Origin of the sequence: Enterococcus sp. DIV0800, from assembly GCF_050559735.1 — a bacterium.
Classification (GTDB): domain Bacteria; phylum Bacillota; class Bacilli; order Lactobacillales; family Enterococcaceae; genus Enterococcus_A; species Enterococcus_A devriesei.
Genome location: NZ_CP187898.1, coordinates 608,739 through 633,216, shown reverse-complemented (window position 1 = coordinate 633,216; position 24,478 = coordinate 608,739). Strand labels below are relative to the sequence as shown.

At 40.7% G+C, this 24,478-nt stretch carries 24 protein-coding genes; 6 read left to right on the top strand and 18 right to left on the bottom strand.

Features of this window, described 5'->3' with window-relative positions; genetic code table 11:
* Positions 1-4: 4 nt before the first annotated feature.
* Positions 5-910 carry an AEC family transporter gene (locus tag IGI54_RS02980; RefSeq protein WP_430621115.1) on the bottom strand — a complete coding sequence of 302 codons (906 nt, stop codon included), beginning with the start codon at positions 908-910 and terminating at the stop codon, positions 5-7.
* A 96-nt stretch (positions 911-1,006) separates the two neighbouring features.
* Complete coding sequence (tyrS, locus tag IGI54_RS02975; protein WP_430621114.1) at positions 1,007-2,269, bottom strand: tyrosine--tRNA ligase; 1,263 nt, start codon at positions 2,267-2,269, stop codon at positions 1,007-1,009.
* 323 nt (positions 2,270-2,592) lie between these two features.
* Between tyrS and IGI54_RS02970 the strand changes: the two genes are divergently transcribed.
* The 4 genes from IGI54_RS02970 (at position 2,593) to IGI54_RS02955 (ending at position 6,666) form a co-directional block, all read left to right on the top strand.
* Complete coding sequence (locus IGI54_RS02970; RefSeq protein ID WP_430621113.1) at positions 2,593-4,962, top strand: transglycosylase domain-containing protein; 2,370 nt, start codon at positions 2,593-2,595, stop codon at positions 4,960-4,962.
* A 108-nt stretch (positions 4,963-5,070) separates the two neighbouring features.
* A complete protein-coding gene (locus IGI54_RS02965) occupies positions 5,071-5,292 on the top strand; it encodes a DUF2829 domain-containing protein (RefSeq protein ID WP_430621112.1) in 222 nt (73 codons plus the stop codon).
* A complete protein-coding gene (locus IGI54_RS02960; protein ID WP_430621111.1) occupies positions 5,289-6,041 on the top strand; it encodes a 3-oxoacyl-ACP reductase in 753 nt (250 codons plus the stop codon). The genes IGI54_RS02965 and IGI54_RS02960 overlap by 4 nt, the downstream gene beginning before the upstream one ends.
* 118 nt (positions 6,042-6,159) lie before the next feature.
* Entirely contained in the window at positions 6,160-6,666 is a 507-nt protein-coding gene (locus IGI54_RS02955) for a QueT transporter family protein (RefSeq protein WP_430621110.1), read from the top strand.
* 48 nt (positions 6,667-6,714) lie between these two features.
* Here IGI54_RS02955 and treC read toward each other — a convergent pair whose 3' ends face one another.
* Both treC and treP read right to left on the bottom strand, forming a co-directional pair.
* Complete coding sequence (gene treC / locus IGI54_RS02950) at positions 6,715-8,340, bottom strand: alpha,alpha-phosphotrehalase (RefSeq protein WP_430621109.1); 1,626 nt, start codon at positions 8,338-8,340, stop codon at positions 6,715-6,717.
* A gap of 16 nt (positions 8,341-8,356) precedes the next feature.
* Entirely contained in the window at positions 8,357-10,303 is a 1,947-nt protein-coding gene (gene treP, locus IGI54_RS02945; protein WP_430621108.1) for a PTS system trehalose-specific EIIBC component, read from the bottom strand.
* Positions 10,304-10,668: 365 nt separating this feature from the next.
* On the opposite strand from treP, the gene treR reads away from it, so the two are divergent.
* On the top strand, positions 10,669-11,391 hold the full coding sequence (gene treR, locus IGI54_RS02940; protein WP_071862259.1) for a trehalose operon repressor: 723 nt from the start codon (positions 10,669-10,671) through the stop codon (positions 11,389-11,391).
* A 111-nt stretch (positions 11,392-11,502) separates the two neighbouring features.
* Here treR and ccpA read toward each other — a convergent pair whose 3' ends face one another.
* Entirely contained in the window at positions 11,503-12,504 is a 1,002-nt protein-coding gene (gene ccpA / locus IGI54_RS02935; RefSeq protein ID WP_071862260.1) for a catabolite control protein A, read from the bottom strand.
* A 194-nt stretch (positions 12,505-12,698) separates the two neighbouring features.
* Here ccpA and IGI54_RS02930 point away from each other — a divergent pair, with 194 nt between their 5' ends.
* Positions 12,699-13,799, top strand: a complete 1,101-nt coding sequence (locus IGI54_RS02930) for a M24 family metallopeptidase (protein WP_216429556.1) — start codon at positions 12,699-12,701, stop codon at positions 13,797-13,799.
* Positions 13,800-13,832: 33 nt separating this feature from the next.
* On the opposite strand, the gene IGI54_RS02925 is transcribed toward IGI54_RS02930, so the two are convergent.
* The 13 genes from IGI54_RS02925 to phoU form a co-directional block, all read right to left on the bottom strand.
* Positions 13,833-14,393 (bottom strand): YtxH domain-containing protein, encoded by a 561-nt coding sequence (locus IGI54_RS02925; protein WP_137613318.1) that lies wholly within the window; start codon positions 14,391-14,393, stop codon positions 13,833-13,835.
* Between the two features lie 2 nt (positions 14,394-14,395).
* Complete coding sequence (locus tag IGI54_RS02920) at positions 14,396-14,833, bottom strand: DUF948 domain-containing protein (RefSeq protein WP_430621107.1); 438 nt, start codon at positions 14,831-14,833, stop codon at positions 14,396-14,398.
* 114 nt (positions 14,834-14,947) lie between these two features.
* Entirely contained in the window at positions 14,948-15,514 is a 567-nt protein-coding gene (locus IGI54_RS02915; RefSeq protein WP_430621106.1) for a TetR/AcrR family transcriptional regulator, read from the bottom strand.
* Between the two features lie 163 nt (positions 15,515-15,677).
* The gene (galU, locus tag IGI54_RS02910) at positions 15,678-16,571 is read right to left on the bottom strand and encodes a UTP--glucose-1-phosphate uridylyltransferase GalU (protein WP_071862379.1); all 894 of its coding nucleotides are present in this window, start codon (positions 16,569-16,571) and stop codon (positions 15,678-15,680) included.
* A 22-nt stretch (positions 16,572-16,593) separates the two neighbouring features.
* The gene (locus IGI54_RS02905; protein ID WP_071862265.1) at positions 16,594-17,610 is read right to left on the bottom strand and encodes an NAD(P)H-dependent glycerol-3-phosphate dehydrogenase; all 1,017 of its coding nucleotides are present in this window, start codon (positions 17,608-17,610) and stop codon (positions 16,594-16,596) included.
* A 111-nt stretch (positions 17,611-17,721) separates the two neighbouring features.
* On the bottom strand, positions 17,722-18,552 hold the full coding sequence (gene lgt, locus IGI54_RS02900; RefSeq protein WP_430621105.1) for a prolipoprotein diacylglyceryl transferase: 831 nt from the start codon (positions 18,550-18,552) through the stop codon (positions 17,722-17,724).
* A 1-nt stretch (position 18,553) separates the two neighbouring features.
* A complete protein-coding gene (gene hprK / locus IGI54_RS02895; protein ID WP_071862267.1) occupies positions 18,554-19,489 on the bottom strand; it encodes an HPr(Ser) kinase/phosphatase in 936 nt (311 codons plus the stop codon).
* 482 nt (positions 19,490-19,971) lie between these two features.
* Complete coding sequence (locus IGI54_RS02890) at positions 19,972-20,337, bottom strand: phage holin family protein (RefSeq protein WP_216429552.1); 366 nt, start codon at positions 20,335-20,337, stop codon at positions 19,972-19,974.
* Positions 20,337-20,654: a PspC domain-containing protein gene (locus IGI54_RS02885; protein WP_071862269.1), complete on the bottom strand. Its 318-nt coding sequence runs from the start codon at positions 20,652-20,654 to the stop codon at positions 20,337-20,339. The genes IGI54_RS02890 and IGI54_RS02885 overlap by 1 nt, the downstream gene beginning before the upstream one ends.
* A gap of 25 nt (positions 20,655-20,679) precedes the next feature.
* A complete protein-coding gene (gene liaX / locus IGI54_RS02880; RefSeq protein WP_430621104.1) occupies positions 20,680-22,221 on the bottom strand; it encodes a daptomycin-sensing surface protein LiaX in 1,542 nt (513 codons plus the stop codon).
* A 154-nt stretch (positions 22,222-22,375) separates the two neighbouring features.
* Positions 22,376-23,239 (bottom strand): SDR family oxidoreductase, encoded by an 864-nt coding sequence (locus IGI54_RS02875; protein ID WP_430621103.1) that lies wholly within the window; start codon positions 23,237-23,239, stop codon positions 22,376-22,378.
* A 5-nt stretch (positions 23,240-23,244) separates the two neighbouring features.
* Complete coding sequence (locus tag IGI54_RS02870; protein ID WP_430621102.1) at positions 23,245-23,658, bottom strand: MarR family winged helix-turn-helix transcriptional regulator; 414 nt, start codon at positions 23,656-23,658, stop codon at positions 23,245-23,247.
* Positions 23,659-23,781: 123 nt separating this feature from the next.
* Entirely contained in the window at positions 23,782-24,459 is a 678-nt protein-coding gene (phoU, locus tag IGI54_RS02865) for a phosphate signaling complex protein PhoU (protein WP_071862273.1), read from the bottom strand.
* Positions 24,460-24,478 lie beyond the last annotated feature (19 nt).

Sequence of the window (24,478 nt, the reverse complement as noted above, 5' to 3'; positions counted from 1 at the left end):
TTTTTTATAAAAATAATAATAAACTCGTCATTAATGCTAGGCTGATCAGAAAGCTGAGTGAGGACGTGAAGCCAACTACTTCGGCTCGCATGCCCGCCGCCACACTATTGATCACGCCAAAAGTTGTAATCGGCCCAACTGAAACGAGACATAAAACGATTTTGATCATGGACGGCAATGGCAATAATAAAAACGATAGACCTAATAATAAACCGGCACCATATTTAATTGCCAAAATACGTCCAACTAATACCAAATCCTTCCGCGGCAAGCGTAACTCCAAAAATAACCCAATCATAAACATCGACAGAAAGGTATTGGCGTTTGCGATCGGCTGTACCAGTTGAAAAAAAGCGGTCGGCAACTCAACATCCAGCATGCGCAAAAACAGCATGATCAAATAGCACAGAAATGGTACCGAATGACCTAGCCGGCTTAAAACCTTTTTCGTGCTGGGTCGTTCTTCATTACTACCGGTCACCCCCTCAATCACGACATTCGATCCGCCAGCCAGCATGATGCTGTTGCCGATATCAAAAAAAGATAAAATCGGAATCGCCTGGGGCATGAAGCTTTGCACAAAGGGAATCGCAAAATTTCCGATATTATAACCAGAAACGCCATACATTAAAAATTCTTGTTCTTCGCGTTCCTGTTTTTTAGACAGAACATGACCAATCAAAATCATGACTACGTTTAAGCTCACCCCTGCGACAATCAACAATAGCAGTTGATTTTTCACCTCTAGCGCTTGTAGATTCACGATGATCGCCGCCGGCAAGGTTACATTCACTACGATTTTGGAAATGATCGAGCCATCGGCCTTCCTCAATACATTGAAGCGTTTCGTCAGATAGCCTATCAAGATAATAACAAATAATCCCAATGAGTTTAATGATACTGCTCCCAAATAAATCCCTCACTTTAAGCACTAAACCGTTTTCTTCTTAAACAAAAGAAAGAGGATTGCGCCAACTCCGTGGTGCAATCCTACTTAATCTTCACACTAAAACTGTAAAACAAAATATTTTTTCTTGCCGCGACGGACTACGATGTATTCATCAGCCAATTTGTCTTGGTTGCTTAACGTGTAAGTCACGTCCTGGACCCGATCGCCATTGATGTAGATCGCGCCGTTCGTAATATCTTCACGGGCTTGTCGTTTGGATTTTTCGATCTCCGCCGTCAGTAAGATTTCGACTAGATTCAAATCATCTTCGGCTTGCACTTGGTAACTTGGTACATTTCTGAAGCCTTGTTTGATTTCTTCAGCATTTAATTGTTTCACTTCTCCACTGAATAAAGCTGCTGAAATATTGACCGCTTGTTCATAGGCTTCCGCGCCATGAACCAAGGTGGTCACTGCTTTGGCCAATGCTTTTTGGGCTGCTCGTTGTTCTGGAGCTGCGGTAAATTCTTTTTCGATTGCCGCGATCTCATCCAAGCTCAAGAAAGTAAAGTATTTCAAGAATTTGATTGCATCGCGATCATCCGTATTGATCCAAAATTGATAGAATTCGTAAGGCGTTGTTTTTTCAGGGTCCAACCAAACGGCATTGCCTTCAGTTTTCCCAAATTTCGTTCCGTCAGCTTTGGTAATCAATGGCATCGTCAAACCAAAAGCCTGCTTGCCTGCTTCACGGCGAATCAATTCGATTCCAGACGTGATGTTCCCCCACTGATCGCTACCACCTAATTGCAACAAACAGCCGTAGCGTTTGTTCAATTCATAGAAATCATAAGCTTGCAGTAATTGATAAGCGAACTCAGTGTAAGAAATGCCTGATTCGATCCGGCGTTTGACACTTTCCTTACTCATCATGTAGTTGATGGTAAAGTTTTTACCAACATCTCGCAAGAAGTCGATCATTTTTAACTCGCCTAACCACTCGTAGTTATTCGCGACGATCGCTGGGTTTTCTTTATTTTCAAAGTCAATGATTCCTGAAAGCTGATTTTTGATACTTTGTGACCAGCTTTTTACGGTATCTAAGGTGTTTAACTGACGCTCCGCATCTTTAAATGAAGGATCGCCGATCATTCCGGTTCCCCCGCCGACTAGTGCAATCGGCACATGACCATTTTGTTGGAAGCGACGCAAGGTTAAAATCGGCAATAAATGACCGATATGCAAGCTGTCTGCAGTTGGGTCGAAGCCGATATATAATTTAACAGACTCTTCATTTAATTGTTTTTTTAGGGCTTCTTCGTCTGTTACTTGAAAAATCAAGCCGCGGTCTTTTAGTTCTTGAAAAAAGTCTGAACGCATTTTTTTCCTCCTTATTATCATTACCAAAAAATTTGATTTTCATCGTTGGTGAGACTCATCAAACAACAACGATTTATACTTTCCCATATTAACCGAAAAAATAAGGAAATAAAAGCCATTCGCTAGATTTCTTTGAAGTTCTCTTCCATTAAAAATGACCTTGAAAGAAATTTTCTTCCTCGATATAAATAAGCTTTGTTTTATATTAGTTAACAATTACTTGAAGTTTTCATTACAAACATTGCATCCTCTTGTTAATAGAAGCAAAACTTTGCTATAATTCAACAGATAATTAAAATGTAGAATTTAATGAGGTGAACTTTTTGGCTCACAAGAAAAAAATGAATAGGCAGTCGAAAAAGAGCAGTAAAGGCAAATCAAGAACTTCTATGGGGGGACCTTTTGCTCTAAATGTTTCACTGCGAGTGGTCAAGTCATTGTTGCTTGGCTTTGTCGTAGTGCTTTTTCTAGGCGGGATGCTCGCTTTAGGAGTCGGCGCCGGTTATTTTGCCCATCTTGTAGAAGGTACTCCAACGCCAACCAAATCAGAAATGAAACAAAAAGTTGGTGATATCGCAGAATCTTCCAAGCTGCTTTATGCCGATGATCAAGAATTGGCAACGATTCAAGCAGATCCTATCCGCGAAAAAATCAACGCTGATGAAATCTCGCCATGGGTCAAAAAAGCGTTAGTTGCAACGGAAGACGAAAATTTTTATGAACATCCTGGGGTCGTTCCAAAAGCAGTTGTGCGAGCCTTATTAGGTGAAGTAATTGGGTTTGGTGCAGGTTCAGGCGGATCAACGTTAACACAGCAGTTAATCAAACAGCAAGTGTTGACGAATGAGACCTCCTTTAAACGAAAAGCCAATGAGATCGTTCTAGCTCTTGATGTTGAAAAATATTTAAGCAAAGACGAAATCTTAACTGCCTATTTAAACGTCTCACCTTTTGGTCGAAATAATAAAGGGCAAAACATTGCCGGTGTCGAAGAAGCAGCGATTGGTATCTTCGGTGTTCACGCCAAAGATTTGAACTTGCCACAATCAGCTTTCATCGCCGGTTTGCCACAAAGTCCGATTGTTTATAGCCCCTATACCAACACAGGTGATCTGAAGCAAGATTATTCATTAGGGATGGATCGCAAGAACGATGTCTTGTTTAACATGTATCGTGAACAAGTGATTTCTAAAAAAGAATATGATGACGCCAAAAACTATGATTTAGCTAAAGATTTCCAAGCTCGTCAAGATGTTGAAGTTCAGCAGCATGGCTTCTTGTATTACACTATTTATAACGAAGCTATCAGCATCGTTGCGAAACAACAAGCCAAAGAAGATGGTATTAGCGATGCGGACTATGCTAAAACAGAAGTCAGCACCCGCTACATTGAGCAAGCGAAAGTAAAAATGCAAAATCAAGGTTTAATCGTTCATTCAACGATTGATAAAAATATCTATGACGCGATGCAATTAGGTGTTGCCCAATATGGCCAAAATTTGGATGATGGTTCAGGTACGACAGTCGAAACGGGTTCCGTCTTAATGGATAATAAAACTGGCCGCATCTATGGTTTTGTCGGTAGTCGTGATTATTCATCTAACCAAAATAACCATGCCTTTGATACGGCTCGACAAGCCGGATCATCTATTAAACCGGTCTTAGTTTATGGACCTGCGATTGATCAAGGCTTGCTTGGCAGCGAATCCCGGATTGCCGATTTCCCAATGAAATATCAACACGGCGAAGATGCTGGTAAAGCACTAGAAAATGCGGAGAATAAAGGGTCGAAAACCTTCCAAACAACTCGTGATGCAATCGCTCAATCAACCAATATTCCAGCTTATCATGTCTACCAAGACATGTTGGCTAAAAAAGGCTCAGATCAATTTGCCTACGATAATTATTTAAAGAAAATGAACTATCCTGCCTCTCATGACTGGGGCGTCGAAGCGGCACCGTTAGGAACCACTAACGTTTCTACTTTGACCGAGGTAAACGGCTTCCAAACCTTAGCCAATGACGGAGTCTATCAACAAGGCTACTTGATCGACTCCATTACTGATAGTACTGGTAAAGAAGTTTACAAGCATGCTAACGCACCAGTTCAAGTCTTTTCTAAAGCAACTGCTTCTATTATGAATGATTTGATGCGCAGCGTTATCGATGAACAGCGAACAACGCCCTTCAAGCCAATCTTAAGTGGTATTAATTATCCATTAAGTACAGCTGACTGGGTTGGTAAGACTGGTACCACCGATAACTACTCGGATAATTGGCTGATCGTATCCACACCTTCGATTACTTTAGGATCGTGGACTGGTCGGGACGACAATAAACCAATGGCAGATGGCGCAGGAAATCGAACGGCCACTTACATGGCTTATCTAGCTGATCGGATTTATCAAGTAAACCCGACGATCTTCGCGCAAAGTGAAAAATTCGAATTATCTGATGACGTAAATCAAGTCAAAGTTTCAAGCTTTACTGGACTAAAGCCAGGCAAAGTTAGTCAAAATGGAACAACTTATCAAGTACCTGGCGGCGAAACAACGTCACTTTGGGCAAAAGATGGCCCAGCAGAGAATAAATACGATTTCGGCATCGGTGGCAACGACGACGAATATAAAACGTATTGGAATACCCGCAACAAAACAGCCGCTAAAGCTAAAGAAGATAAAACCGATGATTAACAGATATAAGATCTCTCTATAATAGAGAGATCTTTTTTTACGGTTGTTTCTATTCAAAGTTTTTGGTATTCTACCGAAAGATAAGGAATTAATAGGAGGAAACAAAAAATGACATTTGAAGCGATTTTACCTGAATTGAAAAGAGGAAAAAAAATTATTCGTGAAGGCTGGGGTGGCTTTGAATTATATGTAACCCTTGTTGAAGGGGATGTTTTTGACAATGCACCAGTCACACCCTATTTTTTGATCAAAACTGCTGATGAAGGCTTTTCAAGCTTTGCGCCCACCGTCTGCGACATTTTAGCTGAAGACTGGAAAATCGTCGAATGATGACCTTCGATTTCACCAATCAGGTCGTTTTCGTAACAGGTGCTGCCTCGGGCATCGGCGCCGCCCAAGTACGAGCTTTTCTGACTGCTGGTGCTAACGTTTTTGGCTTTGATCAGCAAGTGGGAGAAATGCCGCAGTTACAGAAAGAATTTACTGACACGTTTGCTTTCTTTATTGGTGATATTCGAGACGAAAATCAATTACACCAAGGGATAACAGCTTGTCACGAAGTATTTGCTTCTGTTGATATTTTATTGAATACTGCCGGTGTGCTAGATGATTATTTGTCGCTGGCGGAGACGACTACTGAGCTTTGGGAACGCATTTTAGACATCAATGTTAAAGGGATGTTCAGCCTAACAAAGCTTTTGCTGCCAGAGCTTTTAACAAACAAAGGAACTGTCATCAATATGGCTTCCATTGCGGGACTTGTTGCCGGTGGTGGTGGAATCGCCTATACCACTAGTAAACACGCTATCATCGGTTTCACAAAGCAACTGGCCCTTGATTACGCCGCAAAAGAACTCCACGTCAATGCCATCGCACCTGGGGCGATCGACACGCCGATGAATCAAGCGGATTTTGCTGGTGATGGACAAATGGCAAAATGGGTGGCTGAAGAAACACCAGTCAAACGCTGGGCCGCTCCCGCAGAAGTAGCCTATGCGACTTTATTTTTAGCCAGCGACGAAGCACGTTACATGCAGGGAAATATTTTGCCTATCGACGGCGGCTGGTTGTTAAAATAGCTTGCAAATTTTTTTAGATCGTTTAAGATAATTGTTAGCGTATATGCGCACTGCGACACTTCAAATCCTTTGGTCGCAGTTATTAACAAGACCCTGTCTTGTAAAGGAGAAATGACAAATGAATCTTGAAAAAAGTTCAGCCCAGCGCTGGACGACCACTGACACGGCTAAAATGGCCGTTGTAACAGGACTTTATGTCACAGTTACTCTCGTTTTATCCGTCGTAAGTTTTGGCGCGATCCAATTCCGACTAGCGGAAATGTTCAACTACCTGCCGCTATTCAATCGACGGTACACAATTTCTGTCACACTAGGTGTGGCAATCGCCAATCTCGCATCACCATTAGGAATCGTCGATGTCTTGCTAGGCAGCTTTTCGACTTGGATCGTCCTGTTGGTTTGTCGCCGAGTAACGCGAAATATTCCTAGTCTCAAGCTTAAAATGATCGTCACCGCTTTGATCTTTGCCTTCTCCATGTTTACTGTGGCCGGCCAACTGAGCTTCTTTTATCAAGCGCCCTTTTTCTTTAATTGGCTAGTCATCGGCTTAGGCGAATTACTTTCGATGTCATTAGGCGGTGCCATGATTTATTTAATCAGCCAACGAGTGAATTTAACGAAATAAAAACAAGACGCGTGAGCTGAGGGGCCCACGCGTCTTTTGTATTTTTGTTTAGTCACAATAAATTGCGATTGATTGATACGGTTTTAGTTTAATATTTTTGTCTATCACTTCATCCTCATAGTTGTTAATCAAAACCTTCCCCGTTAAAAATTCGTCAGGAATTTCGATCGTCGTCTCTTGTGGGAAAAAGTTATTGACCACTAACAACGACTGCTCACCCAAGCGACGAAGATAGCCATAAATTTGTGGATGATCCGGTAGAAAGGCTTCATAGCTTCCTTCCGCGATCAACGGATAGTCTTTACGCAAGCGAATCAGTTTTTGATAGTAGCTGAAGATGGAGCCTTCCTGCAGCTCCTTCGCAACATTGATTTCATTCGCCGTTTTCCCTACGGATAACCAGGGGGTTACGGTTGAAAAGCCGCTATATTTTTCGCTATCCCACTGCATCGGTGTGCGAGAATTATCACGAGATTTGGCTTTGACGATCTCAAAAGCTTCTACTTCATTTTTCCCAGCGTCTAACATTTCCTGATATGCATTTAAACTTTCCACATCGACATACTGATCCATCGAAGTGAAGTCGGGATCGATCATCCCGATCTCTTCCCCCATATAAATGTATGGCGTGCCACGATTCAAATGGATCGCGCTAGCTAGCATTTTGGCACCCTCCACGCGATAGTTATCCACATCAACAAAACGATTCAAAGCACGAGGTTGGTCATGATTATTCCAGAAAAGCGCGTTCCAGCCATTCTCTTCACTCATTTGCGTTCCCCAAGTATGAAACAATTCTTTCAATCTTGCGAAATCAAAAGGCATCCGAGTCCATTTTTTCCCGTCTACATAGTCAACCTTTAAATGGTGGAAATTAAAGGTCATATTCAACTCGTGTCGCTCAGGCTTCGTATACAAAATACACTCTGCAATCGAGGTAGCACTCATTTCCCCAACGGTAATAATTTCTGAATCAACACCATAAGTCGCTTGATTCAAGTCATGCAGATATTCATGATTAATGGGGCGATCGGTATAAGCCGGCTTGCCATCATTTTCAGCACAATCCTTTAATTCTTCATCCTTACCGATCAAATTAATGACATCAAAGCGGAAGCCTTTGACTCCTTTGTCCATCCAGAAACGTACGACTTCATACAGTTCTTCTCGCAGATCAGGATTGCGCCAATTTAAATCGGCTTGCGTCTTGTCAAACAGGTGCAAGTAATATTTACCTGTATCGCCAAAGGGAGCCCAAGCATTACCACCAAATTTTGAAACCCAATCCGTTGGCTGATCTCGCAGAATAAAATAGTCTTGATACTTCTTTTCACCCGCTAGTGCTTTTTGAAACCAGATGTGCTCTGTGGATACATGATTCAATACCATGTCGAACATGATATCAATTTTTAGTTCCTGAGCGGCGGATATCAAATCTTCCAATCCTTCCATCGAACCAAACAAAGGATTGACTGACTTATAATCGGAAATGTCATAGCCGTTATCTTTTTGCGGACTAACATAAACTGGATTCAGCCAAATCATATCTACACCTAATTGTTGCAGATAAGGAAGTTTTTGTTTGATCCCAGCTAAGTCTCCCACACCATCTTGGTTGGTATCCAAAAAAGATTTGGGATAGATTTGATAGATTACTTTCTCTTTAAAACTCATGTTAATGCCTCCAGCTTTATAATTCAGTTGCGATTAGAATTTTTTCATCGCTTGTAACAGGTGCTTCTTCAATCAGCGAATCGACTTGGAAATCAGTAGAGTTCGTTACGATGATTGGTGTTTGAACTTCATAACCAGCTGCTTTGATTGCCTCTACATCAAATTCCATTAACAGCTGACCTTTTTTGACACTGTCCCCTTGCTGAACATGACTAGTAAAATATTTCCCATCAAGTTGGACCGTGTCGATTCCAATATGGATCAACACTTCGGTTCCAGCTGTACTGATCAATCCAATCGCATGTTTTGTTGGGAACAATAAACTAATTTGACCGTCAAATGGAGCGACTAATTTTCCTTCACTCGGATCAATCACAACGCCTTGACCCATCATTCCTTCCGCGAAAACGGGATCTTTAGCACTACTCAATGGGTGCAGCATGCCAGCAATCGGCGCAAATAATTCGACAATTGCACCTGATTTTTTCGGTGTATCGTTACCTAGCGTTGGAACATTGGCTTCTTCCTCTCGATCCAATTTATTGAACAATCCGATACGACGGAAGGTCAAAGTTAATAGGAATGGTACCGCGATAGCGATAATCATGCCAATGGCGAAGATTAAATAATCTTGCGGACGAATCGCTAGGATACCCGGCAATCCGCCGACACCAATCGATAATGCCCGCACTTTGAACAACGTAATGAACAAACCGGCAATTCCACTACCGATCATCGCCGCGATAAATGGATACGTATATTTCAAGTTAATCCCAAACATCGCCGGCTCAGTGACACCTAACCAAGCAGAGATTACAGATGGAATCGAAACTTGTTCTTCTTTTTTATTGCCACGGTGAGCAAAAACTACGGCTAAAACAGCCGCACCTTGTGCGATATTTGATAAACAAATCATCGGCCACAGATTTGTTGAGCCGAAGTCAGCAATTAGTTGCGAGTCAATAGCTAAAGTGGTGTGATGCAACCCTGTAATAACCAGCGGTGAGTACAACGCTCCAAAGATACCACCGAACAACCAACTAAAGCTGGACGTTAAACCGGCATTTACAACAGCGGAGATTGCGGTTCCAATTTTCCAACCAATTGGCCCTAAAATAATGTGAGCGGCTAAAATCGTTGGGATCAAAGAGAAGAATGGGACGAAAATCATAGAGATTGCTTCTGGAATATGTTTCCGGAAGAAACGTTCTAAATAAACTAATAGGAAACCTGCTAACATCGCTGGAATTACTTGGGCTTGATAACCGATTTTATCAACGGTGAAAAAGCCAAAATCCCAAGTCCAATTTTTCGCGATTTCTGCAGCAGTCGTGCCATTTACGGCATAAGCATTCAACAGTTGTGGGGAAACTAACGTGATACCTAAAACAATTCCTAAAATTTCGGTGGCGCCCATCTTACGCGCAATGCTCCACGTGATGCCCACTGGTAAGAAATGGAAGATCGCTTCACCAGGCAGCCACAAGAAACCATTCACACCGTTCCAAAAAGTGGAAGCCTCAACAATCGTTTGACCGTCTAACCAACCCATTGGCACTGCTTCTAAAATATTACGAAATCCTAAAATCAAACCGCCGACAATAATTGCTGGTAATAATGGGGTAAAAATTTCTGCTAATACGGTAATGGCGCGTTGGACTGGATTTTGATTTTGCTTCGCTGCGGATTTTGCTGCTTCTTTCGAAACACCTTCGATACCGGCTTTTGTAATAAATTCATTGTAAAAAACGGCAACATCATTGCCGATGATGACTTGGAACTGTCCGGCGTTAGTAAACATTCCTTTGACGCTTGGAATATCGTCGATTCGATCTTCATCCGCTTTCTTTGGATCATTCAAGACAAAGCGCATCCTAGTGGCACAATGAGTCACTGCGGAAATATTTTTCTTGCCGCCAATCGCGGTTAATAATTCCTGGGTGTCCTTTTCATATTTTCCCATCTTTTTTCCCTCCGTTGTTTAACTTGTATGGATAAGTTCGGTTGCTATCTTTACTATAAAGGTAATCAAACTTTTTGTAAATCGCTTACATTTTTGTTAAATGTTTTTTTATTAGAATAATTTAATTTTAAACAATGATAACAGATTTTATAAAAGAAATATTTGTATTGATATTACCCACCTGTCGGCAAACAACCCAACAGGTTTTATATAAAATAAGAATTATCTCATTTTTATTGCCTGTCTTAGTCGGAAAGCGTTTTACTTTTGATTTTTTTCTTTGTATACTTGGAATACTGATACGGACAAGTTAGAAAAGTCGATTTTTTCTTTCACTTATTCGCAAAATTAAGTAGGAGGTTGGAATGAAAAATTACGAAGTCATCTATCAGACGATTGAACGAGGAATTTTAAAAGGGATCTATGAGGCAGATTCCTATTTACCTAGTGAAAATAAATTGCGTCAGACCTATCATGTCTCCCGCGACACAATTCGTAAGGCCTTATCTCTTTTAATGGCCAACGGCTATATTCAAAAAATCCAAGGTAAAGGCTCACTTGTTTTGAAGCGAGAGCAATTGCGATTCCCTGTTTCTGGTCTGACCAGCTATAAAGAACTGCAAAATTCCTATGGCTACGAGAGCCGCACTGAAGTGGTTAGCTTAAAAAAAATTACGATTGATGAAAACGCCACACGCGTGACTGGCTTCGAAGCCGGCGTCGTTTGTTGGGAATTGATTCGCACCCGAGCGATCGACCAGAAGAAGGTCATTCTTGATAAGGATCTACTTTCAACCGCGATTGTCCCAGAGCTGGATACTGAGATCGCCAAAGATTCTATCTATCGCTATTTTGAGGATCAATTACACTTGAATATTTCTTTTGCAGAAAAAGAAATCACGATCGACTCATTGACTGAAGAAGATCGCGATTTATTAGATTTGAATCAACAGGATATTAATATCGTCAGCGTCAAAAGCCGAGTCTTTACTAGTGATGCCCGCCAATTTCAATATACTGAAAGTCGTCATCAAGTCGATAAATTTCGCTTCTTTGATTTTGCCCGCCGTCACCCATCGACTATGTAAAAAGAAGACGTGACAAAAATGTTCGGCTTATTTCCGAAGAAGCTGCTTCTGAAACACCGTTTATTTCTAAAAAGAACCTGTGACAGTAACTTTGTCACAGGTTCTGCTTTTTTATTTTGTTGAACCTTTTTCAAAAATACCATGTGGTAGTTCGATGGTTTTTTGTTCGATCTCTTCTTTGTTCATCATCTTAGTTAGCAGACGCATTGCCACCGCACCGATATCATATAACGGTTGTGTCACACTGCTTAGACGAGGACGAGCTACTTCTGTCAGCAATGAATCATTGCTTGTAATGATCTCGAAGTCTTCAGGAACTTTGATGCCTTTATCGATTAAGCCGTCTAATAAGCCGATTGCTAATTCATCGTCTGTAACATACGCTGCTGTTGCACCGCTGTTTAAGATACGATCAGTTAAAGCCAAGCCTTCTTTAAAATTGTAAGGTGCTTCAAAAATCAAACCTTCGCTATAGTCCAAACCATTGTCTTTCAAGGCTTCCTTATAACCGCCCATACGTGCTTGTCCATTGATTGGATCAATCAAGGCACCACTGATGAAAGCAATTTTTTTGTTGCCGTGTTTTGCTAATAGATCAATTGATTCCTTCGTTGCTGCTGCATAATCAATGTTAACACTGCCAACTTGTTCATCGGGATCAATTGAACCTGCTAAAACGATCGGTGTTTTTGAACGAGAGAATTCCGCACGGATCTCATCAGTAATACGATGGCCCATGAAGATTACGCCATCTACTTGCTTCGCTAACAAATTATTCAACACATTCACTTCTTTTTGCGCTTCGCCGTCAGAGTTGGCTAAGATGATGTTGTATTTGTACATTGTAGCGATATCATCGATCCCACGAGCCAATGATGCAAAGAACATATTGCTGACATCTGGGATAATAACCCCGACCGTCGTTGTCTTTTTACTTGCTAAACCACGAGCGACTGCATTAGGACGATAATCTAAGCGTTCAATAACTTCTAACACCTTTTTGCGTGTTGTTGGTTTTACATTTGGGTTGCCGTTGACCACACGAGAAACGGTTGCCATTGAAACATTTGCTTCACGGGCAACATCATAAATCGTAATTGTTTGTTTTTCCATGGATATACTCCTTTGAATTTGTTTTCAGAAAATATCATTTACATTTCTAAAAGATAATAGCACGTTGTTTCACGTATTGCAACCGTTTTACACTTTTTTTCTTAAATATCTGTAAGCGTTTTATTAGAATCATTTTCCATTAAACTTTAGTAGTGTTACAATTATTATAATGCTAAATGAAAGAAGGATGTTTAATGAACCACGAAAAAGTTTTAGAACTGCGTAAATGGATGGAAAAAAACAATGTAGATTTGGCTTATATTTCTGATGCTAGCCACATTGGCTACTTCTCCGGTTTCGACAGTAATCCGATGGAACGGGTCTTAGCTTTGTTCATTCCAATCGAAAAAGATCCATTTCTTTTTGCTCCCGGCTTAGAAGTCGAAGATGCCAAGGCAAGCAGCTTCGAGTACGATGTCGTAGGCTACTTAGATAGCCAAGATCCTTTTGCGTTAATCGTAGAAGAAATCAAAAAACGTTATGGTGCTCCTAAAAAAATGGCACTAGAAAAAAATCAATTAGTCTTAGATCGTTACTTGCGTTTAAACGAAGCCTTTCCGGCAACTGATCTTTCAGCTGACTTAACTCCGTTAGTCCAAGAGTTACAATTGTATAAGACTGAAGAAGAATGTCAACGCTTGATTGAAGCTGGTTCAACTGCCGATTTAGCCTTTGAAATTGGTTTTAGACATGTCAAACCAGGTGTGACCGAAGAAGAAATTGTGGCAGAGATCGAATATGAACTAAAGAAAAAAGGCATCAAAGAAATGTCTTTCCCAACCGAAGTATTGGCTGGACCAAATGCAGCTAGTCCACATGGTACTCCAGGAAAAAATACCTGCAAAGAAAATGAATTAGTATTATTTGACCTAGGAACGATCGTTAACGGGTATTGCAGTGATGCGACACGAACTGTCGCTTGTGGCAAACCAACCGATCATCAAAAAGATATTTATAACATTGTTTTAGAAGCCCAATTAAAAGCGCAAGAAGCTGTAAAACCCGGAGTAACTGCTGGGCAACTCGACAAAATCGCTCGTGATGTGATCGAAAGTCACGGCTACGGTGAATATTTCAATCATCGACTTGGTCATGGCATCGGTACTACAATTCATGAATATCCGCAAATCGTCGGCGGTAATGACTTGGAGATCAAGGAAGGTATGTGCTTCTCAATCGAACCAGGAATCTACCTGCCAAATGATGTTGGTGTTCGTGTGGAAGACTGCATCTTTGTAACGAAAGACGGCTGTGTACCATTTACGAAGACTTCAAAAGACTTAATTATTCTATAAAAAAAATGGCTCTCGCAATCGAGAGCCATTTTTTTATTCAGGATTATTTTTTTCAACTTCTTCTTTTAATTCTTCTTTAACTTCAGAAAAGTCGGTCTGATTCATTTCTTTGGCTTTATCTGCTAACGCTTCGGCTCCCTCTGAGACCGTTTCAGCAGCTTCTTCTTTGCTTTCTTTAGCATCGATGATGATATCATCTGATGCTTCCTCAGCAACGTCCTTCGCGTCATTAGCCGCTTTACGGAAACGATCGGATAAATCCGAGCTTTGACGTTTCAAATCTTCTAACGTATCAGAAGTGATATCATCCATTTCATCGGCTGAATCACTGACTTTATCTTTGACGTTAGCTGCCAAATCACTCGCTTGCCCGCTTAAATCAGAAGCACGATCTTTCACGATTGAGCCCATCTCATTCGTCTTGGTAACAAAATCATCCGTGTAATCCGAAGCTAAGTCTAACCAATCATCTGCTTTCTTCGCTAAATCATCACGCATTTCTTTTCCTGATTTTGGTGCTAATAATAATGCTACGACCGCTGCCGCTGTTCCGCCAATCAAAGCACCGGTTAAAAATTTTCCGCGTTTTGCCATTCCTATCCCTCCGTTTTGGTGGTAGATTTACGATGCCTAAAGAATTTCAACGTAGTTTCTCCTACTTTACCAGCCACGCCGGCCTTCGCTGCGCTCTTTCCAACGCCGCCAACTTTACCAGCGAGGTTTCGACTCGTTGTATTCAGATCAGAAACACTCTGACTCAAGTCCGCCACTGCTGTAAACAATGGATCGATTGTTTCCACTTTACCATTAATATCATTCAACAAGTGGTTACCCTTTACTAATAAGCCTTCTACTTGTTGCATCAGCAAATCGACATCTTTAGTGAGAACATCGATCGTTGTATTCGCCTCAGTCACCGTTGTTTCAACCTTTCCAACGGTTTTAGAAACTTGGCTCAAGACCCGAACTAAAAAGACTACCAGTACAACAAATGCAAGTGCCGCAATAATTGCCGCTATGCCACCTAAACTCATTTAATCGCCCCTCTCTTTTTCACTTATTATGCTAACTTAAATTATACCATTCTCATGGATTTTAATGAAAGAGAAAGAATTACAATCAAATAAGAAAAAGAAAAAGTATCTCAATTAACATACTTGAGATACTTTTTCTAAATTCTGTACAATACCTTGATAAAAAATTTCTAAATCACTGATCAGCTCCGCTTCAACATAAGGCTGACCATTAAGACGATCGACTTGTCCGCAAAAATAATTAGTCATAATCCGTTCGATTTGTTCGATCTCTTCATTATTCAGCGGCCAATCAACAAAAATTCGTTTGAAGGCAGACTGCAAAAAATGAGAAATATTTTTTTCGTACAATTCTAAATAGTCATTATTATAAAAGGCTGTAAAAAAGACAGACTGCTCATTGGCATAATTCATCCACGTTTTCCCTAACTCTAAAAACGCCCCCATTTTGGCACGCCCCATTAAAGAATCCATCAGCTCTTCACGAAACTGCTGCATAGCTTGGTGAATGACTGCCTGCCGTAATTCTGTTACGCTACCTGTATGCGTATATAAAGAAGGCGATTTTACATCTAAACGGTCCGCAATTTTATTTAATCTCAGACCATTGATACCAGATTCGTAGACTAACTCCATCGCACATTGTATGACGATTTCTCTATTTAATCGAGTGGTTCTCATTGCATCTCCTTTCTAGTTATTCATTTCAATTTTTATTATATAACAAAATAAAAAATATTTTTTATTTGATTTTTCGATAATTATCATTAGAAAACATAATAATAAATTGATTTAAAATAACAGCTAAAATAAAAAACGCAGAATCACTTCTGCGTTTTTGGTGTTACTTTTTTGGTTTGTTATCACCACTTAATTCTTTCCCTAAAGCAATGATGTAATCGTGCAATTTATCTTTAATCTCTGGATGCTTCAAGCCATATTCGATGCTAGTGGTCATGAAACCAAATTTATCGCCGACGTCAAACCGTTTGCCGGTAAACTCTTGGGCAAAGACGCGTTGGGTTTTATTTAGCGTATCGATTGCATCGGTCAATTGGATCTCATTGCCTGCACCTGGTTTTTGCGTCGCCAAGACATCAAAAATTTCAGGTGTTAATAAATAGCGGCCAATGATCGCCAAATTACTTGGCGCTTCTTCTGGTTTTGGTTTTTCAACAAAGTTTTTCACATTGAACAAGCCTTTAGAAACTTCTTCACCGGGATTAATAATTCCGTATTTTGAAGTTTCAGCTTCAGGTACACGCATCACTGCAATCGTTGAAGCATGGGTTTGCTCATAGTCATTCATTAATTGTTTTGTTAATGGCACATGATCCTCCATCAAATCATCGCCCAGCATAACGACAAAGGGTTCATTGCCGACAAAAGCCCGTGCTTGTAATACAGCGTGTCCTAAGCCCATTGGATGGGATTGGCGAATAAAATGTAAATTCACATCTGTGGTTTCTTCCACTAATTTCAATAATTCGGTCTTGCCTTTTTCTTTCAGATTCATTTCTAATTCAATGTTTGAGTCAAAATGATCTTCGATTGGGCGTTTTGCTTTGCCCGTCACGATTAAAATATCTTCGATTCCAGATTTTAATGCTTCTTCTACAATAAATTGAATCGTTGGCTTATCAACAATTGGTAACATTTCTTTCGCCATTGCTTTTGTTGCTGGCAAGAATCGAGTGCCCAATCCCGCCGCTGGAATAACTGCTTTTTTTACTCGCATAAGTCCTGTCCCACGCTTTCTTTTATAATGTAAATTCATTTTCAAACGTACCTTCACGCATCATCAAATCGCGACACGCTTGACGTACATCTTTATCATTGTATAAAACATCATAGATCATTTCCGTGATTGGCATGCTGACATCCATACTGTCAGCCAACTCTTTCGCCGCCTTCGTCGTTGAAACACCTTCGACGATCATCCCCATGTTGTCTAGCACTTCATCTAATTTATGGCCTTTGCCTAATAGATTACCAGCTCGCCAATTCCGTGAATGAACCGACGTACAAGTCACGATCAAATCACCGACACCGCTCAAACCGATAAAAGTCAATGGATTTGCCCCCATTGCGACGCCTAACCGGCTGATTTCCGCTAAACCTCGTGTCATGATTGCCGCTTTGGCATCATCCCCATAATTAAGTCCAGCTAAAGCGCCAGCGCCTAGTGCAATAATATTTTTTAAAGCCGCACCCATTTCAACCCCGATGACATCTGGATTGGTATAAATACGTAAATATTCATTCATAAATAATTTTTGAACATAGGCTGCTAAGGCTTCATCTTCATTAGCCGCTGTAATTGTAGTGATATCATGGACCGCTACTTCTTCTGCGTGACTTGGACCAGATAAGACCACCACGCCTTGACGACGCTCCTCAGGAATTTCTTCTAATAACACTTCAGAGATTCGTTTATGGCTGCCTTGCTCCAAACCTTTACTTGCATGAATAATCACTGGCTGGTTCTCAGCGACTTTGGCAAACTCTTGAGCGACTGAACGAATGGCCTTGGTTGGGACGACAAATAAAACCGCATCCGCATCTTTAACTGCATCCTTCAGATTTTTTTCACCTTTGATGCTTTCAGGAATTTTTAAATCGGGTAAATAATGGCGATTGGTGTGATATGTATTGATCTCATCAATCTGCGCCTCATGATTTCCCCAGATGGTTACTTCATGTCCGTTTTCGGCCAAGGTTTGCGCCAATGCCGTTCCCCAAGAGCCCGGTCCTAAAACTGCAACTTTTTGCTTCACAGAGATTTCCTCCTAATTAATAATGTAGACAGTCTCTCTACCTAATTCTTATTTTATTACTTGCTTTCAGCTAAGAAGATCTTCTCAAGCAATTGAATCTATCATAGCATATTATAACAATGCCTGATTGACTCCTTGATTTCTTTCATAAAGTTTAACAGTCGAATTTTTCTTACGACGATAATAAAACAATGTCAGAGCACCGACAAAAAGAATCAGTGACAACATTTGCGATACTCGAATACCGCCAAATAAATATAAACTGTCGGTTCGCATACCTTCGATAAAGAAACGCCCAAAGCTGTACCAAGCCACGTAGCCTAAAAAGATCTCGCCTCGTTTAAACGTCCATTTCTTTCGCAGCACAATCAGCAGGATAAACCCGATTAAACTCCATGTCGATTCATACAGAAAGGTTGGTTGACGAAAAGCCCCGTCGATATACATATTGTTAATGATAAATTGTGGCAAATGCAGCCCTTCCAGAAACTGTCGTGTTGTTTCGCCACCAAACGCTTCGTGATTCATAAAATTGCCCCACCGACCTAACGCTTGGGCAAACAACACACTAGGTGCCACTACGTCTAAAAACAGCCAGGGATCAATAAAATGATGTCTTGTGTAAACGATTAAAACAATCGCCGCAGCAATCAACCCGCCATAAATTGCTAAACCACCGCTGCGGGTGTTAAAAATTTGAATTGGGTCAGCCAGATAGGGTCCAAGATCGAATAAGACATAATATAAGCGTGCCCCGATAATCGCGATCGGCAATGCCCACAAAATAAAATTCGTCATGTCGTCTTCTTTTAAACCGACTCTTACTGCTTCACGATTCGCCATCCACAAGGCGATTGCTATCCCGGAAACAATGATGATCGCATACCAATAAATTTGAAGACCAAACAATTCAAAGGCCACGCGATTTATTTGTGCTACCATACTACTGATCCGAGTTTTCTTCGATTAATTGGGTAAGCCGATCTTCAAAGGTCTTCGTTGCATCGTAACCCATCGTACGTGCACGGAAATTCATCGCCGCCACTTCAATAATGATGGCAACGTTTCGCCCAGTTTTCACTGGAATCTTGACTTGCGGAATTTTTACTTCCGCGATTTCTACTTCAGTATTACCGCTGCCTAAGCGATCATATTTTTTATCTTTCGACCAACTTTCCAAATAAACAACTAATTGGACTGGCATGGAGCCGCGCACTGCGCTGGCACCAAATAAATTCATGACATCAATAATACCGATCCCGCGAATCTCGATTAAGTGCTGCAAAATTTTAGGCGGTTCTCCGACAAGGGTCAGTTCATCTTGCTGATAAACATCCACACGATCATCCGCGATCAACCGATGTCCTCGTTTTACCAACTCTAACGCGGTTTCACTTTTCCCGATGCCACTGTCTCCTTGAATCAATACACCTAACCCATAAACATCAACTAGCACACCATGAACGCTGGTGCGTGGAGCTAAGCCGCCATTTAGAAAGCTCGAAATTTCACCTAATAACCGTGAGGTGGAAATCGGTGAGCTTAACACGGGAATATTCCGTTCACTAGCTGCTTCGATCATTTCCTTTGGTGGTGTTAGCCCCCGAGAAACGATGAAGGCTGGTGTATCATCGCTACACATCCGACGCAGTACCATTAAACGCTCTTCCGGCATCATACGTTCCGCGAAGGTAATTTCTTTATTTCCAAAAAGCTGCAGGCGATCATGGGAATAATAATTAAAATAGCCGGTCAATTCTAAACCCGGACGAGAAATATCGCCGGTAGTAATAACCCGCTCTAGACTTTCTTCATCACCTGTCACTACTTCTAACGAAAGTTTTTCAACAAGTTCTTTTACTTTTACTGTTTCAGCCATCTAATCCCTCTTTTCTACACTTCCGCTCTATTTTATCATTTTATCCAAAGAGTGACTAGGTTCAGCTAGGCATATCAGATAAGAATCATAAAAGGCTTTACAAAATGTTAACGAAACCTCATAAAACGTGGTAAAGCAGAGAATTAAATTACAAAAAAAGCCACTCGGAACCTAACCTAATTAGAGAAAATTATCTCTGTCACGGATATCATTTCATTATGCTAAACTGTTCCAACATTATTAAAGCAGAAAAAATATTTTTAACTCTCCAACTATCCAAACTGCGAAAAGCATCACTGACAGCTATCTCTGCTAAAAGAAATCATTTTTCAAAAAACTTGAAAAATGATTATTATCTTCGTCACGCATACGATCGGACTAAACTGTCTAATCGTTAACTTGGTGATAACTCATTATTAGCTTTTATTCATGATGATACTGCCAAAAGTCCGACTCGCAAAAAAAGATAGGTGATTGCTCACCTATCTTTTGTCTGCGTATTTATCTATATTGTGATCTGAGACGATCGCGTTGACGAGTGCCATCGCGACGGCGACCAGAATGGAGACGGTAAAACTAGAGAATCCGAAGCGGAAGTTTCCTAGTAGGTTAGAAGTCAATTGCAACATACCAGCGCTGATCACAAAGCTGAAAAGTCCAAAGGTCAATATGTTCAGCGGCAGTGAAAGCAGGATTAAAATTGGTTTCACTAAGGCATTTAAAATTGAAAGGACAAAGCTTGCGAGAATAGCCATTGTAATACTTTCCACAAAAACTTGGTTAGGAAAGAGCACTGATAAAGAAATGAAGATCAGTGAATTAGCTATTACGCGCTGTAGGTAGGTCATTAAAAGTCGCTCCAGTCATCATCGTCGAGCTTATCCGCTTGCTTACGTTGGCGGGACGATTTTTTCTCATAGTCATTGTAATTATTGTTGCCATAATACGGATTGTTATGTCCATAAGAATCACGGCCTTTTGGTCCAGCTGGAATCACTAATGCCAGCAAGATATACAGAATAACTGGCGCGCCGATAAAGCCGAGACTTAAGAAAACATAAATCACACGCACGATTGTCGGATCAATCCCGAAGTATTCGGCGATCCCTGCTAGGGTACCGGTCAGTACCACATTATTTCGTGACTTTTGTAATCTCTTTCGCATATGAATCTTCCTTCCTTATTATTCCCTAGTTGTCAAAATCTTTCAAGAAAATGCTGCCGGTCGTTGTAGAGACATCGATTTGTGCCATCTCATCGGCAACGCGACGGAATTGCAATAAGCGATTCGTCTTTTCTTTCTTCTCTCTGACTACTTCATAATCAGATAGCCGGTCGTTGATACTGCCTAAGCTTGTTTTTGCTAAGCCTTCTAAACCAATGGTCTTGTTCAAGGATACTTTCACATTTCCATTGACTGAACTTGCTTTGATTTTTTGTAACGTGTCATGGCCCGCTGTTAATTTTACATCACCATTGACTAGTGAGATCCCATAATTTTGAATAGCTGCTTTGGTGGTGATACTACCATTGACTGTTTCAATAATGGAATCTAAGATTTCACCTTCGCGAATCTCAATGTTGCCGTTGACGCCTTGAATTTCTAACATGGTTGCGTTGATTTGTTTGAAGCTGATATTGCCGTTGGTTGATTTCGCATATACATCTTTTGCGTCCATCGCTTCAACATTCAAATCACCATTCAATAATTTTACAGCTACGTGATCGTAAGTCCGTGTTGGTAAATAGAAGACCAAGTCGGCTTGTACCCGTTTGTTCGGGATTTGGAATGAGATATGATCTTCATCCACTTCGATTTGGCTGCGTTCCATCAATGACTGTAATGGCGTTGCTTCGTTCATTTTACCATAAAGCTTGATTTTCGCATCGACTTTGATGTCTTTTTCATCCCAAGCCTTTAAGGTCACTTTACCGTTAGCCAATTTGATATCGATCAAGGTTGGTTCAACGTCTGTGTATAAGAATTGGTGTTCAAATTTAGAAGTAATCAGGCCAGGAACTTTGACATTAAAGTCTTTCCAGTCAACATTTTCTTCTACTGTATCTGAGACTGTCTTGAAGGTTTTCTTCATTAGACGGCCTAATTGAATCCCGGCTTCACCCAGCTTTTCACCAACTTGCGAGAAAGTTTCGGTTGCTTGATCTTTCAAATCATCCGGAATATCGAAACGATTGCGGCTGCGGTTCTTACGACCTTCGTGTTGATCTTCTTGAACATTTTTCAATTGTTCTTCTTCAGCTTTCGCTTGACCTTCCAAATCAACGACCTGCGCTTCTAAGTCTTTGATTTCTTCTTCCACAGTCTTGCGAATGTCTTCATCTTCATCTGCTAAAGAATCCAACTCTTCCTTCGTGTTCAATTCCATCAAAACTTCTTGTTTCTCATGGAGCGCCGCCTTCAACTCATTCTTTTGTTGATTGATTTCATCGATATGAGCAGAGATGTGGTTGGCTTCTGTTGCTAAATCATCAAAGTACGCTTCCAGATCTTCCAAGTCCTGTTCTTCAGATCCATTGGCTTCTTTTTCATTTTCCCAATCATCTACCAAATTGGTTGCTTGGTCTCGATGATAAGAATCCACTTTGTCAGCAGCTTGTTTGATCTGCGCTTCATCTTTCGCCTTGGCCATACTTTCTAATAAATCTAAACCTTCTTCAGTTGATAAAATTCCTTTTTTAACTAATTCTAAAATACGTTGTCTTTCATTCATAGAAATTGCCTCCTTCAAAAAGCAAATACCTTACTTTTGTTTACATTCATATTATGCAATGTTTTTATAGATTTGTCATAGGACTAAAGACCCATCTTTTTATCCGACTTCCTGAATAGATTGTTGCTTCTATAAATAGTCAGACAGAATCAGCTTAGGCTAAAAAAAGTTTTCGATTGTCTTCAACGAATTGCTGAAAGGAGATCGGCTCGCGGTTTAAAACCTGCTGAACTATTGGTGTAACTTTTTTGGCATTGCCTAATTGCGTAATCAAATACAGCATCACCATGACATTGACGTAATCTTTTTTGATTCCTCGGTGAAGCATCGTCTTGCGAAATTTCAATAGACTAGGCTGACTATAGCTAATTTTTTCGCCTAAGACCTGAGTCATGATCTGTGCCGCTTCTTCATAACCGATTGCTTCTGCGCCAGTGATCTCCAATTTTTGATTCAAATACTCCTCCTTCAACAGGCACTCTGCTGCTACGGCGGCAATATCCCGAGTATCGATGAAGCTCGTTTTAGATTTGCCAGCAGGGACAAATAGGTCTTGTTCCTTTTGAATATCCGCCAAATGGGTGGTACTTAAATTCTGCATGAAAAAACTTGGCCGGATAAAGGTATAAGGAATTGCCAGCTCATTAATTTTTTTCTCAATCTTATGATGCGGGGTGACCGGATTTTTGTCTACACCGATCAATGAAACAAAAACGATTTGCTTGATTTGCTTGGCTTTAACTGCTTCTAAAAAAGGATACATATCAATCGGAGGATTCGCCAACTGTGGCGGACGAACAAAAAAGACCCGATCGACAGATTCTAAGGCCTCGTCAAACGTCGCCGGGTCTAAAAAATCAAAAGGCTTTACTTCGACAGTTGGAAATTTTTTGAAATCCCCAGCCACTTTTTCTGGCGTACGAGTACCTGCGACGATCGTCACGGCTTTTTCAGCCAGTATCTCAATTAATGGGAAGCCGATATTCCCGGTGCCACCTAAAACTAATAGTTTCTCCATCTGATTTACACTCCATTTAATTTCTGTAATAGCTCATTCAATTGCCGCTTTTCTTCTATTGAAAGAGGAGCAATAAATTTTTCCAATACGTGCTCACTAATTTTCTCGCCTGATAGATACGTTTGTTTCCCGCTATCCGTTAAAAACAACTCATAGGAACGACTGTCATGGCTGCTACGCTTTTTAATAATAAAATTCTTTTGCTCTAAACGTTTCAAGATTACCGAAAGCGTCGGTTTGTCCATATCCAATAGTGTGACTAATTGCTTCGCCGTAGTCGGTCGCTCCTGCTGATAACGATTGATCTGCTGAAGCACTGCCCATTGTGGCGCCGTCAAATCTTGCTTTCGTAATTCGCTATTCAAGTCATAGGTCAAATGTTTTGAACTGTTCATAATTAAATAGCCGGTATTTTCCATTACTCAGCCTCCCGCAATATAGTTAGTACACTAACTATATCTCGAGAAGGAAAGAAAGTCTAGCGAACGCTCTAAAAAAACAAAAAAAACAGATGAAGTCTCCCTCACCTGTTTCCCCTCAATTTAAAAGTTTTCATTGCGATTACTGTTTAATTCGGTGATCTTCCCAGTTGCTAAGTAAACGATCCACTCACAAATATTAGTGACATAATCCCCTACTCGCTCCAAGTAGCCCGCTACATGCAGGTAATCCGTTCCACTAATGATGGTATCTGATTCTTTTTCCATCGTGTTAGTAGTCATATCATAGATTTTTTGGAAATAATCATTCACTCGTTCGTCCATCTTGGCAATCATCCGCGCGTCTTTTTCATCCGTCTTCACATAGGCGATCAAAACATTGTCTACCATTTTTTTCACGTAGTTGGACATTTCGTTGATTTCTTTTTCAACTTCTAAAATTCGTGGCAAGCCCTTCAAACGAATCGTTGATTTCGCAACCGAAACCGCATGATCCCCCATCCGTTCCAAATCCGAACTGGCCTTCATGATTGTAATGATCGTCCGTAGATCAGTGGTCACCGGTTGTTGCAGAGCGATCATCTCAAAACTTTTTTTCTCTAGACGGACCTCCATGTCATTGATCTCAACATCGTGATCAATCACCTCTTGTGCCAATTTTTTATCATGGTCAATGTATGAACGAACTGATTTATGCACTGCACTGGAAACCATCATACCCATTTCGTAAAACTGATTGTGGAGATTCAATAAATCTTCTTCAAATTGTGTACGTAACATCGTTGCCCTCCTTATTTCT